We start from the raw sequence: 11780 nt of genomic DNA, 5'->3' as shown, positions 1-11780 counted from the left end.
TGTAGGCGGAAAGCTCCGACCCTTCGGCCTTAATCTCGCAAAGCGTTCCGTCTCCCGCCGAACACATCAGCATCGGCGGCTATACTTGAATTATTTGCAGTTAAGGGTCGCGGATTCGCCGCGTCACCGCTCTCAACAGGAGGTCTTTGTTTATGGCAGATCAGAAGCCGGTTGTCGGGATCATCATGGGCTCCAAGTCCGATCTGGGCGTTATGGAAGGCTGCACCGCCGAGCTCGAGGCGCTTGGTGTGCCCTATGAGCTCGTCATTGCGAGCGCGCACCGCACGCCGGCGAAGGTCCACGAGTGGGCCTCGACTGCTGCTGACCGCGGCATCAAGGTGATTATCGCTGCTGCCGGCAAGGCTGCTCACCTGGGCGGTGTCGTGGCGGCCTTTACGCCGCTGCCGGTCATCGGCGTGCCTATGAAGACGAGTGACCTGGGCGGTATGGATTCGCTGCTGTCGATGGTGCAGATGCCTTCGGGCGTGCCTGTGGCCTGCGTTGCCATCAACGGTGCCAAGAACGCCGCCATCTATGCCACGCAGATTCTGGGTGCTTGCGACCCCGAGTACCGCAAGGTTATCGAGAAGATGAAGCAGGAGATGGCCGACGCCTAAGCGTTCCGCCGTTTCACCGCAGTATAAGGAGAGCCATGTCCGATTATCAGGGAAAACGATTCAAGGCTTCTCAGATTCCCGATCCGTCGAAGCCGGGTGCTGCCCGTGCGGCACAGCAGGGTCGGACATCCTCTCCTCAGCAGCCGCGCGCGCCGCGCCCCGTGACGCCGGCGAAGCATCGCCGTCAGGATACTCCTGCTGCATATCGCCCTTCGTCATACAGTACGGCCAAGAAGTCACCTCGCTCTTCGGCGCATACCGCGCCATCGAGCTATACCGAGACGCCGCGCAAAAAGCGTCGCTCCGTTATTCCCATTCTGCTCATCATCATCGGTATCGGTCTGATTGTCGCCGCCGCCGCTATTTTTATTAATGCCCAGATTGGCTATAAGCAGGCGAGCGATTCGTATCAGAAAATCGAGAAGCAATATGTGAGCGATAAGGACGCCAGCGGCGTGCCGATTATCGACTTTGATGCGCTTGCTCAGACAAATCCCGAGGTTGTGGGTTGGATTTACGTGCCGGAAACCAACATCAACTATCCCGTGGTGCAGACCAACAACAACTCCAAGTACCTCAACACGCTGTTCGATGGCACGTCTAACGCCTCGGGTGCCATCTTCTTGGATAGCGATGACACCGCGCCGGGAATGGTCGACCAGCAGACCACGATCTACGGCCACCATATGAACGATGGGTCGATGTTCAACGTGATTTCGGATACGACTGACCAGGCAACGTTCGATAGCATTGAATATGTGTACTACATCACGCGCGATGCGACGTATAAGTTGCGTCCGCTGGCGACCAAGGTGGTCGAGGACACGTATGCCAAGGCGCGCACGACCAATTTTGAGGGCGACGACGGACTCAAGAACTACCTGTCCGAGATGCTCGACGGCGCTTCTGCCGTGGCGAGTGATGCCACCGATCGTGCCGCTTCGGCAACTAAGGTTGTAACGCTTGTGACCTGTCGTTCGCTGTCGCTGAGCAACACACGTGCCGTCATGGTGCTCACGCCGGTCGAGGAATAAGTTGTTCGAGAGTAGCTAAAAAGGCCCGTCCCAAATTGGCTACTCGACGACGGTAAGGGAGAAATGATGCTCGAGAGTGGCAAATTGATGCCTTCGATTGATGCTTGGCTGCGCGAGGCCAAGGCCGATGCTTCGGCGGCAGGCTGTGGGATGTATCTGACGCATAACGGTGTGGTGCGCGCGACGCCCAAGGCTGAGGTGCGCGGGGTCGAGACCGATGGCGTGGCGCCTGGGCATAAGGTGGGCGGCATGGTGTTTGGCTTCGATGCTCAGAAGGTGCAGGCTGCTATCGAGGCGACGCGTGCGATGCCGGGTATCGGCTATGTGCGTGTGTGGCTGGCGAGCGGCGAGCTTGCCGTAGGTGACGACATCATGCTCGTGCTCATCGGCGGGGACATTCGCCCGCACGTGGTCGATGCGCTGCAGGCGCTCGTTGGCACCATTAAGAACGAATGCGTGAGTGAGGTCGAGCGCGAGGCGTAGAGGCTTGCGTCGATAGAAGGATCGTTTATAAAAATGCCCACCGGTACGTGTGATACCGGCGGGCATTTTGCGTTTTGGGCGCGGTGGGCGCTACACGCGCGTCGCATCCTTGGGGCTCATGGTCATGCTCTGGAAGCGGTTTTCCATGTGTTCGTTGTCGAAGTGCTCTCCGTAGAACTGTGCGACGGGAATGTCCGGCTCCGTGCCGTTGACGCGCTGGTACCAGTAGTCGAGCGACTGCAGCGTCATGACGCCGTCGACCAGCATAATGACGGTAAAGATGACGGTGGCCGAGTAGCGGCTCTTCCAGGGGATCTTGTTGATGAGCTTGAGCAGCCTCGGCAGCAGCAGCTTGATCCAGATGAGGCCGCCCAGGCCCCACAGGCAGGCGAAGCCCGTGCAGGTGCGTCCGCCCGTGAGGACCACGAGCGGATCGGGCAAACCGAACAGCGTTATGTGCGAGTAGCTCCACGAGACCACGCCAAACGCGGTCTGCATAAACCAGCCCACGAACACCTCAAAGCTGGCGCCGAGCAGGGCGCTCACCAGGAAAATGATGATGGGGTTCTTTTTGTAGAAGCGGTTGAGCACCATGGTCATGAGCACGGCGCCAAATCCGTAGATGGGGCTGAAGGGGCCAAACAGCATGCCGGCGCGGTTCTGGTAGACGCCCGGGTCGTCGACCGTCATGTGCCAGATGTCCTCGGCGATCAGGCCGAGCACGCAGCAGACAAAGAATACCCAGAACAGGTTGAAGTAGTTGAGCTTGATGTAGCCTTCGCCGGTTTCATCGCGCCCGAGCATGCCCTCGGCGGCGGCGTCGCGGTCGAGCATCTCCTGCAGGCGGCGCTGCAGTTCGCGCTCCTGGCGCAGCGTGGGGTCGACGGTGGCCGAAAGCGCGATGAGGATGCCGAGCTGGATCGCAGGGCGCAGCAAGAAGGGCCCGATGCCCTGGAGCATCACGTCGACCAAAAGCTCGACGACGGTAAATGCGATGAGGATATAGGACAGGCGGGCGGCGTTGCGGCGCTGGTTTTTGATAAGGTCCAGGCCAAAGATGATCAGGATGACGGCGCTTGCCGCAGAGAGCATGATGCCGGCGACGATAAGGCCGACCGCGACGAGCGTGTTGTCGCCGAGCTTGGCGGCGGCGTTGCCGTTGATGAGCGCGGTGATGACCTGCCACATAAAGGCGCCGACCGAAGGGAGCGTGCCCACGCCGGACAGGATGCACAGGACGGCGTACACCTTAATGATGAGGGGGATCTTCTTGACCTCCGTGGCGCTGGGGACGCTGGGGTCGAGTTCGTTTCGATCCATACAGAACCTTTCTCGTTTTGCTGTAGGTACAAGGATACGCCGCCGACCTGCCAAAAGACAGGACGAACGTCCCAATTGCAACAATGCAAGCCCCAGCGGCGGGTGAGACGCGTCGTAACGGAAGTATGCGGGATCGTCGGCCCCGAGGCGGTTGCCCAATAAAATGTTTGGCTGCAAAACGGATTATTAGCTCGGTGGGCTTTTAAAAAGCGCTGCTCATGCGCTGGGGAGCGCGTCGCACCGTGCGTATAATAAGGCGGGTAACGCCAAATAACGAGGCTCTGAGGGGATGCCATGTCTCAAGAAACCATCCGCGCGGCCGAGCGTGCCGCGGGACAGGTGAAGACCATGTCGACGTATGATCCGGACTCCGACCAGCTGCATGAGGAATGCGGCATTTTTGGTGTGTGGGCACCCGATCGCGATGTGGCTCGACTGACGTACTTTGGTCTGCGCGCGCTGCAGCATCGCGGCCAGGAATCGGCGGGAATCGCCGTGGGTGATGGCGGCACGGTTATGGTCCGCAAGGATCTGGGCCTGCTCGACCGCGTGTTCTCCAACGCCGACCTGTCGACGCTCTCCGGTCAGCTGGCCGTGGGTCATGTGCGCTACGGCACTGCCGGCGCCAAGAGCTGGGAAGCCTCTCAGCCGCATCTTTCCACCATCAACAGCGTCATTATCGCGCTTGCTCACAACGGCACTCTGGTCAACACCGACGAGCTGCGCCGCCAGCTGATCGAGCTGGGCGTGCCGTTCCTCTCCAATTCGGATTCCGAGGTCGCGACCAAGCTTATCGGCTACTTTACCCAGCGTACGGGCCACCTGCGCGAGGGTATTCGCAAGACCATGGAGCTCGTGCGCGGTGGCTACGCCATGACGCTCATCAACGAGCAGGCGCTCTACGCATTCCGCGATCCACACGGCATTCGCCCGCTCGTGCTGGGCAAGCTGGTGGACGAGGGTCTGGACCAGGCCGATGCCGCAGCCGTTTCGCAGCTGCCGTCGCAGGACGGCGCCGCGACGGTCGACTCCGCCGTCCGTGTCACGCGCGCCGGCGGCTGGGTCGTTGCTTCCGAGACCTGCGCACTCGACATCGTGGGTGCCGAGTACGTCCGTGACGTCCGTCCCGGCGAGATCTTGCGCATCAGCGCCGAGGGCCTGGTATCCGAGCAGGGCGTGCCTGCTGCCGAGGAGCCCGCCAACTGCATCTTTGAGCAGGTCTACTTTGCCCGCCCCGACTCCATCATGAACGGCAAGAGCGTCTATGCCTGCCGTTACGACATGGGTCGTCAGCTGGCACATGAGGAGCCCGTCGAGGCCGACCTGGTCATCGGCGTGCCCGACTCCGGCCTGCCGCCCGCGGAGGGCTATTCGCACGAGAGTGGCATTCCCTTTGGCGAGGGCCTTATCAAGAACCGCTACGTGGGCCGTACGTTTATCGAGCCTACGCAGGAGCTGCGTGCCATGGGCGTGCGTATGAAACTCAACCCGCTGCGCGACAACATCGAGGGTAAGCGCCTGGTCGTTATCGACGACTCCATTGTGCGCGGCACCACCATGGTGCAGCTCGTCAAGATGCTGCGCAACGCCGGCGCCAAGGAGATTCACATCCGCATCAACTCGCCCGAGGTCATCTGGCCGTGCTTCTACGGTATCGATACCGACGTGCAGTCGCAGCTTATCAGCGCCAACAAGACGGTCGACGAGATTTGCGAGTATATCGGCGCCGATTCGCTGGCCTTCCTTTCGGTCGAGGGCCTGCTTAAGGTCATGCCCAAGGGCGGCTACTGCGATGCGTGCTTTACCGGCCGCTACCCCGTGGCGATTCCCGAGAGCTTTGGCCGCGACAAGTTTATGGAGGGCTTTAAGCCCCGCAACCTGGACAAGCCGCTGTACTTTGACGACGACGCCGTGGTCGAGAAATACGACGACCGCAGCTGGGAAGAGGAGCACGGCGAGGCCTAAAACCTGCCATGTAGGGACAGGTTTATTTTGGTAGGTTTTACCTGCTGTTTTGTTGATATGACGGCGCGTGCTGTTATGGCGCGCGCCGAAATGAACGCAACTATGAGCACCGTTTGGCGCCCGTGCGGCGCCACGGTAGTGGGAGAGGAAGGCTCAGATGAGCGACAGCAAGCATGTGACGTACGAGGACGCCGGCGTCGATACCGCCGAGGGCGGCCGCGCCGTCGACGCGATTAAGCAGATGGTCAAGGACACTAACCGTTCCGAGGTTATCGGTGGCATCGGCGGCTTTGGCGGCCTGTTCTCGGCTGCCGCGCTCAAGGATATGGAAGACCCGATCCTGATCAGCGGTACCGACGGCGTGGGCACCAAGCTCGTGCTCGCCCAGATCATGGACCGTCACGAGACGGTTGGCCAGGACCTGGTCGCTATGTGCGTCAACGATATTCTGGCTTCGGGCGCCGAGCCGCTGTTCTTCCTGGACTACGTTGCCATCGGTCACATCGAGGCCGAGCACATGGCAAAGATTATCAAGGGTGTGGCCGACGGCTGCAAGCTCGCGGGCTGCGCGCTCGTGGGCGGTGAGATGGCCGAGCACCCGGGCGTCATGGCTCCTGCCGACTACGACCTTGCCGGATTTACCGTGGGCGTCGTCGACCGTCCCAAGATGCTCGACCCCGCGAACGTCCGCCCGGGCGATGTGATCCTGGGCCTGCCTTCCACCGGCGTGCACTCCAACGGCTACTCGCTCGTGCGTAAGGTCATTGGCGTCGACGGCGTTAAGCCGGGCACGCCCGAGGCCGTCGCTAAGGCCGAGGAGCTGAGCCGTCCGCTCGAGGAGCTCGGCGGTGCATCGCTGGCAGACGCTCTGTTGGCCCCCACGCGCATCTACGTCAAGCCGATCCTGGAGCTGCTGCGCGGCGGCGCTCCGGTGCATGCCATCGCCCACATCACCGGCGGCGGCATCACCGAGAACCTCAACCGCGCGCTTGCCGACGACGTTGACGCCGTGGTCACCCGCAACGGTGCCGAGATGGGCTGGGACGTTCCGCCCGTCATTACCTACGTGTCGCGCCAGGCCGAGCTTGCGCCCAACGAGGCATGCAAGACCTTCAACATGGGCGTCGGCCTGTGCCTGATCGTCGCCCCCGAGGACGAGGCCGCCGTGACCGAGGCCCTGGTCGCGCTGGGCGAGAAGCCGTTCCGCGTGGGCGAGTGCGTCGAGGGTTCCGGTAAGGTCGTGTACTCCGATGAGCGCTAACGAGCAGATGGCTGCTAGTGAGGGCCTGGACTTTGTGCCCTATATCCGTCCGACTGGCACCGATACAGCTGAGCCGCTCAAGATCGGTGTGCTCATCAGCGGTTCGGGTACCAACCTGCAGGCGCTGATCGATCTGATTGCCGCCGGCAGGCTCAACGCCTCGATTGAGCTTGTGGTGTCGAGCCGTCCTTCGGCTAAGGGTTTGCAGCGCGCTGAGCGTGCGGGCATCCAGACGCTTACGCTGTCCAAGGATGTCTATGCCGACCCTATTGCCGCCGACGAGATCATCGCGCATGAGCTGCTCGAACGTGGCTGCGAGTACGTGGTGATGGCCGGCTATATGCGCATGGTGCACACGCCGCTGCTGGCGGCGTTCCCCAATCGCGTGGTCAACCTGCATCCGGCGCTGCTGCCGAGCTTTACCGGTGCCCATGCGATTGACGATGCGTTTGCGCGTGGCGTCAAGGTGACCGGCGTGACCGTGCACTTTGCCAACGAGATTTACGACAACGGCCCCATCATCGCCCAGCGTGCGCTGGCTGTCGAGGAAGGCTGGGACGTCGACACGCTCGAGGAGCACATCCACGCGATCGAGCATGTGCTGTATCCCGAGGCCGTGCAGATGCTTGCCGACGGCCGCGTCCACGTGCTGGAGAGCGGCAAGGTCGCAATTGATGCGCCCCGCGGCTAGCGGCGCACAGTACAATTTAGTTGAGTGGTCAGGGTGGTCATTGGCGCCAAGGCGCGCGTGGCCACCTTTTGTTTTGGGTAGTCATCGGGGACGTTCTTGAATGACTAGGTGAGAGAGGTGAGCGCATGGCGGATAACGAAGCGCTGTTTGCGCCTGAGCTGGTGTTTTTTGATTGGGAGTGTGCGACGCCGGATGAGGTGTTCGCGCGGCTTGAGGGCGAGCTTGTACCGCGTGGCTACATTGCCGACGGTTGGTTCGACGCCGTTCGCACGCGCGAGGATGCCTATCCCACGGGTCTTGCCATGCCGGCGGCAAACATTGCCATTCCGCATACCGATCCGGGGTTTGTGGCCAAGCCCTATATCGCGGTGGTGAAGCCCGCCGCGCCCGTGACATTTAACGCTATGGCTGGCATGGGCGCTCCGGTGCCGGCGCAGATCGTCATCAATCTGGGCATCGCCGAGCCGGGCGGCCAGGTCGAGGCCCTGCAGGCGCTCATGAACATCTTTATGGACGCCGATGCCGCAGCCGACGTGCTCGGCCAGACCACGTCCCAGGGCATGGTCGACGCCATCCGCCGTCACTTCTAAGGTGCCGGCTGCCAGAGCTGTCCCCTTTGCACCAAAATGGTGCAGATTAACCTGTCCCCAATGCACCAAGCGTGCCGCGGGGGCTGCGTTGTGACACAATGGCGTTTGTTCGATTCGTTATGCGAAAGGCCAACTATGGCAAATAAGAAAAAGAACCCCGCACCCGAGCCGACGCCCGAGCAGCAGGCTCGCGCCGCCTCCAGCTCTCGCAAGAAGCAGCGCAAGACCCGCGTGTCCAAGACCGTCAAGATTGTTCTGGTGGTTATCGGCGTGCTGGCAATGTTGCTTTCCGTCTCGGCCATGGCGTGCTCCGGTCTTATGTCGCAGACCGAGGACACCTCGGGCTACAAGCTGACCGGCGGTGTTGCCGCCACCATCAACGGCACCAACCTCACCGAGGACACCGTGACCGAGCAGATCATGAGCATGCGCACGTCCTATGGTTATACCAAGGACAAGGATTGGGCGCAGTACCTGGTCGACAACGACCTTACGCCCAAGAAGTACCGCAAGCAGCTCATCGATTCCTACACGCAGCAGATTCTGCTTCAGCAGGCGCAGAAGGAGAACGGCGTGACGGTGTCGGATGAGGAGGTCGAGAAGGCTTGGAAGGACGCGTGCAAGAGCGCGGGCGGTGCCAAGGCCTTTAAGAAGACCCTTAAGACTTACGGCTACACCGAGGACACCTATAAGAGCTCGCTCAAGGAGAGCCTGGCGCAGCAAAAGCTCAAGGAAGCCGTGGCGCCCACCAGCAAGCCCAAGGACAGCGAGATCGTCGATTACATCAACGAGAACCTGTCGAAGTACAACGATGCCCGCCGCTCGTCGAACATCCTGATCAAGGTCGATTCCGACGCATCCGACGAGGACAAGGCTGCCGCCAAGGCCAAGGCGCAGGAGTGCCTGGACAAGATTAACTCCGGCGAGCTGAGCTTTGAGGACGCCGTGAAGCAGTACTCCGACGATGCCGGCTCCAAGGATAAGAAGGGCGATGTGGGTTGGGACAAGCTCACCACCTTCGTCGACAGCTATCAGGCGGCGCTCGAGGGCCTTAACAAGGGCGACGTGAGCGACGTCGTCGAGTCGACGTATGGTTACCACATCATCAAGTGCACCGACTACTTCCATGTCGATAGCCAGGTCGATGACATTAAGCAGGTGCCCAAGGACATCAAGAAGTATGTCTCCAACGTGGTGAAGACGCAGGCAGAGAGCACTGCGTACAGCGAGTGGCTGGAGCAGTACAAGAAGGATGCCGACATCACCGTCAACCCCATGCCCAAGGACGTGCCGTACAACGTCAGCCTGAAGGGCGTCACCAAGAGTTCGACCGACAATTCGTCGACGACTGAGTAATCATGGGGCGGCGCTCGTGTGAGTGCCGCCCACGCTATTGAGGAGGATTTGCAGATGACCAACGAAGAGCTGCAGAAGGAAATGATCGCCGCCATGAAGGCTAAGGACAAGGTTCGCCTGTCCATCATTCGCCAGGTTAAGGCCGAGGTGAAGAATATCGAGGTCAACGAGCGCCGCGACGTGACCGAGGAAGACGTCAACAGCATGATCAAGCGTCTCATCAAGCAGACGAGCGAGACGCTGGAGATGTCCATCAAGGCCGGCACCGACCAGGACCGTACCGACAACCTGACCGAGCAGGTCAAGATTCTGGAGAGCCTGCTGCCCGCGCAGGTTTCGGGCGAGGAACTTGAGGCTCTGATCGAGCAGGTTATCGCCGAGCTGGGCGCCACGTCCAAGAAGCAGATGGGCCAGGTCATGGGAGCACTCGGCAAGGCCACCGGCGGCAACTTCGACAAGCCGGCAGCGGCAAAGATCGTCGGCGCGAAATTGGCGTAATTTGTTACGCGGTTTTACCAAACCGCGTAACGCCTCGACGCTGCAAACCCGTACACACGGCAATCTGACGTTCAATTTCAAGGGCGCGACCATAAGGTCTGCGCCCTTTCATTTCACGTCACCTTGCTCGCGTGTACGGGTTTTCGCTGACTTATGCTCAACAAGGGCGGTTGCACTCATTGGGGACGGACTTAAATGAGTAGCCACGGGGGTACTCATTTAAGTCCGTCCCCAATGAGTGGGTGGAAGATTGCGGGTTCTTTACGGGAATGTAGTGTGGGCTGCGGAAACGTGGTTCTTTCCGTACAATAGTTCAACTCGTGTAAACGCAGGGAAGGGACATTCATGGCAGACATGATCGAGATCAAGCATCTCAACAAGTACTTTGGCGACCTGCATGTGCTCAAAGATATCAACCTCACCGTCAAGCGCGGCGAGAAGCTCGTAATGATCGGGCCTTCCGGCTCGGGTAAGTCGACGCTCATCCGCTGTGTCGATTATCTTGAGGAGCCCACGTCGGGCGAGGTCATCATCGACGGTACGCCGCTCACCAAAAAGAACCACCTGGAGATGGCTCGCAAGTATAGTTCCATGGTGTTTCAGCAGTTCAACCTGTATCCCAACATGACGGTGCTCGGCAACCTGACGCTCGCGCCCATCAAGCTGCAAAAGAAGAGCAAGGAGGAGGCGACCGAGATCGCCATCGCCGCGCTCAAGCGCGTCGGCATGGCGCATAAGGCCGGCGAGTATCCGCAGAATCTCTCGGGTGGTCAGCAGCAGCGCATCGCCATCGCCCGTGCCCTGTGTACCAAGCAGCCCATCATCCTGTTTGACGAGCCGACCTCGGCGCTCGACCCCGAGATGGTCCAGGAGGTTCTGGACGTTATGATTGAGCTTGCGCAGGAGGACATCACCATGATCTGCGTGACGCATGAGATGGGCTTTGCGCGCCAGGTGGCCGACCGCGTCATCTTTATGGAGGACGGCCGCATTCTGGAGGAGGGCACGCCCGAGCACTTCTTCGATAACCCCGAGAACCCGCGCTGCCGCGAGTTCCTGTCCAAGATTCTGCACTAGGCGCGGTGATGGACATGACGGATATGACGAGGGCGGCTGTATCGCGCCGTCACTTTTTGCAGCTGGCGGGCGCCGGCATGCTTGCGCTGACGGGGACCGCGCTCACCGGTTGCGGCAACTCCACCAGCGGCGAGGGTTCCGACAAGGGATCCAAGCTTGCGGCCATCAAGTCGCGCGGCCATCTGAATGCCGGCGTTAAGAAAGACGTTCCCGGCTACGGCTATTACGACACCGCCAAGGGTCGCTTTGAGGGCATGGAAGTCGATTTGTGCTACCAGATCGCCGCTGCCGTCTTTGGCGTGAGCTACAAAGAGGCCCGCGCCCAGGAGCTTGTCGAGTTTACCGACGTAACGCCCAAGACGCGCGGCCCGCTGATCGATAACGGCCAACTCGACGTGGTCGCGGCGACCTACACCATCACCGACGAGCGCAAGAAGAGCTGGGATTTCTCGACGCCGTACCGCACCGACTACGTTGGACTCATGGTCAAGAAGCGTTCGGGCTTTACCTCGATTGAGGACCTGGACGGCAAGGTCATCGGCGTGAGCCAGGGTGCCACCACGCAGGGCCTGATCGAGCAGATGATCAAGGACAACGGCTTTAGCTGCAAGCCCGAGTTTAGGGCCTTTAGCGGCTACCCCATCATCAAGAGCTCGCTCGACGCCGGCAATATCGACGTCTTTGCCATGGACCGCTCCACGCTGGCCGGTTACATGAACGAGACCGTTGAGCTGCTGCAGCCCGAGGTCAAGTTTGGCGAGCAGGGCTACGGCGTGGCGACCAAGAAGGGCTGCGACCTTTCGGCCGTGGTCGATCAGGTGATTTGCGATCGTCTGGCCGACGGCTGGCTCGACCAAGAGGTCAAGACCTGGGGTCTTGTATAGGCGC

The 11780-nt window shown here is 60.7% G+C and carries 12 protein-coding genes; 11 read left to right on the top strand and 1 reads right to left on the bottom strand.

The features are described 5' to 3' along the window. The first annotated feature begins 152 nt into the window (after positions 1 to 152). The 3 genes from purE to DXD77_RS03880 all read left to right on the top strand — a co-directional run bounded on the left by purE (position 153) and on the right by DXD77_RS03880 (position 2134). Positions 153 to 617 carry a 5-(carboxyamino)imidazole ribonucleotide mutase gene (gene purE / locus DXD77_RS03890; protein ID WP_006235810.1) on the top strand — a complete coding sequence of 155 codons (465 nt, stop codon included), beginning with the start codon at positions 153 to 155 and terminating at the stop codon, positions 615 to 617. Between the two features lie 35 nt (positions 618 to 652). Further along, on the top strand, positions 653 to 1651 hold the full coding sequence (locus tag DXD77_RS03885; protein ID WP_117647780.1) for a class B sortase: 999 nt from the start codon (positions 653 to 655) through the stop codon (positions 1649 to 1651). Between the two features lie 66 nt (positions 1652 to 1717). After that, positions 1718 to 2134, top strand: coding sequence for a molybdenum cofactor biosynthesis protein MoaE (locus DXD77_RS03880; protein ID WP_117564036.1), 417 nt, complete (start codon positions 1718 to 1720; stop codon positions 2132 to 2134). Between the two features lie 90 nt (positions 2135 to 2224). On the opposite strand, the gene DXD77_RS03875 is transcribed toward DXD77_RS03880, so the two are convergent. Further along, the gene (locus DXD77_RS03875; protein WP_117647779.1) at positions 2225 to 3454 is read right to left on the bottom strand and encodes a putative ABC transporter permease; all 1230 of its coding nucleotides are present in this window, start codon (positions 3452 to 3454) and stop codon (positions 2225 to 2227) included. 294 nt (positions 3455 to 3748) lie between these two features. Here DXD77_RS03875 and purF point away from each other — a divergent pair, with 294 nt between their 5' ends. The 8 genes from purF to DXD77_RS03835 all read left to right on the top strand — a co-directional run bounded on the left by purF (position 3749) and on the right by DXD77_RS03835 (position 11776). After that, on the top strand, positions 3749 to 5419 hold the full coding sequence (gene purF / locus DXD77_RS03870; protein ID WP_117647778.1) for an amidophosphoribosyltransferase: 1671 nt from the start codon (positions 3749 to 3751) through the stop codon (positions 5417 to 5419). A gap of 157 nt (positions 5420 to 5576) precedes the next feature. Further along, positions 5577 to 6680, top strand: a complete 1104-nt coding sequence (purM, locus tag DXD77_RS03865; protein WP_117647777.1) for a phosphoribosylformylglycinamidine cyclo-ligase — start codon at positions 5577 to 5579, stop codon at positions 6678 to 6680. Then, positions 6670 to 7371 (top strand): phosphoribosylglycinamide formyltransferase, encoded by a 702-nt coding sequence (gene purN, locus DXD77_RS03860; protein ID WP_117647776.1) that lies wholly within the window; start codon positions 6670 to 6672, stop codon positions 7369 to 7371. The genes purM and purN overlap by 11 nt, the downstream gene beginning before the upstream one ends. A gap of 125 nt (positions 7372 to 7496) precedes the next feature. Then, complete coding sequence (locus DXD77_RS03855; RefSeq protein ID WP_117564041.1) at positions 7497 to 7961, top strand: PTS sugar transporter subunit IIA; 465 nt, start codon at positions 7497 to 7499, stop codon at positions 7959 to 7961. A gap of 135 nt (positions 7962 to 8096) precedes the next feature. Then, positions 8097 to 9317, top strand: coding sequence for a peptidylprolyl isomerase (locus DXD77_RS03850; protein WP_117647775.1), 1221 nt, complete (start codon positions 8097 to 8099; stop codon positions 9315 to 9317). 54 nt (positions 9318 to 9371) lie between these two features. Then, a complete protein-coding gene (locus tag DXD77_RS03845; protein ID WP_117564043.1) occupies positions 9372 to 9815 on the top strand; it encodes a GatB/YqeY domain-containing protein in 444 nt (147 codons plus the stop codon). Between the two features lie 345 nt (positions 9816 to 10160). Then, a complete protein-coding gene (locus DXD77_RS03840; RefSeq protein WP_055251548.1) occupies positions 10161 to 10892 on the top strand; it encodes an amino acid ABC transporter ATP-binding protein in 732 nt (243 codons plus the stop codon). Positions 10893 to 10900: 8 nt separating this feature from the next. Then, entirely contained in the window at positions 10901 to 11776 is an 876-nt protein-coding gene (locus DXD77_RS03835) for a transporter substrate-binding domain-containing protein (RefSeq protein ID WP_082435536.1), read from the top strand. Positions 11777 to 11780: the final 4 nt, after the last annotated feature.

The sequence above is a fragment of the Collinsella sp. TM09-10AT genome (genome assembly GCF_003436275.1).
Lineage (GTDB): Bacteria > Actinomycetota > Coriobacteriia > Coriobacteriales > Coriobacteriaceae > Collinsella.
This window is presented reverse-complemented; position numbering and strand designations above follow the sequence as displayed.

What these genes read in the sequence shown, in the direction of transcription:
- purE (WP_006235810.1), top strand. Translation starts at nt 153, where the DNA reads ATGGCAGATCAGAAGCCGGTTGTCGGGATCATCATGGGCTCCAAGTCC.
- DXD77_RS03885 (WP_117647780.1), top strand. Translation starts at nt 653, where the DNA reads ATGTCCGATTATCAGGGAAAACGATTCAAGGCTTCTCAGATTCCCGAT.
- DXD77_RS03880 (WP_117564036.1), top strand. Translation starts at nt 1,718, where the DNA reads ATGCTCGAGAGTGGCAAATTGATGCCTTCGATTGATGCTTGGCTGCGC.
- DXD77_RS03875 (WP_117647779.1), bottom strand. Translation starts at nt 3,454, where the DNA reads ATGGATCGAAACGAACTCGACCCCAGCGTCCCCAGCGCCACGGAGGTC.
- purF (WP_117647778.1), top strand. Translation starts at nt 3,749, where the DNA reads ATGTCTCAAGAAACCATCCGCGCGGCCGAGCGTGCCGCGGGACAGGTG.
- purM (WP_117647777.1), top strand. Translation starts at nt 5,577, where the DNA reads ATGAGCGACAGCAAGCATGTGACGTACGAGGACGCCGGCGTCGATACC.
- purN (WP_117647776.1), top strand. Translation starts at nt 6,670, where the DNA reads ATGAGCGCTAACGAGCAGATGGCTGCTAGTGAGGGCCTGGACTTTGTG.
- DXD77_RS03855 (WP_117564041.1), top strand. Translation starts at nt 7,497, where the DNA reads ATGGCGGATAACGAAGCGCTGTTTGCGCCTGAGCTGGTGTTTTTTGAT.
- DXD77_RS03850 (WP_117647775.1), top strand. Translation starts at nt 8,097, where the DNA reads ATGGCAAATAAGAAAAAGAACCCCGCACCCGAGCCGACGCCCGAGCAG.
- DXD77_RS03845 (WP_117564043.1), top strand. Translation starts at nt 9,372, where the DNA reads ATGACCAACGAAGAGCTGCAGAAGGAAATGATCGCCGCCATGAAGGCT.
- DXD77_RS03840 (WP_055251548.1), top strand. Translation starts at nt 10,161, where the DNA reads ATGGCAGACATGATCGAGATCAAGCATCTCAACAAGTACTTTGGCGAC.
- DXD77_RS03835 (WP_082435536.1), top strand. Translation starts at nt 10,901, where the DNA reads ATGGACATGACGGATATGACGAGGGCGGCTGTATCGCGCCGTCACTTT.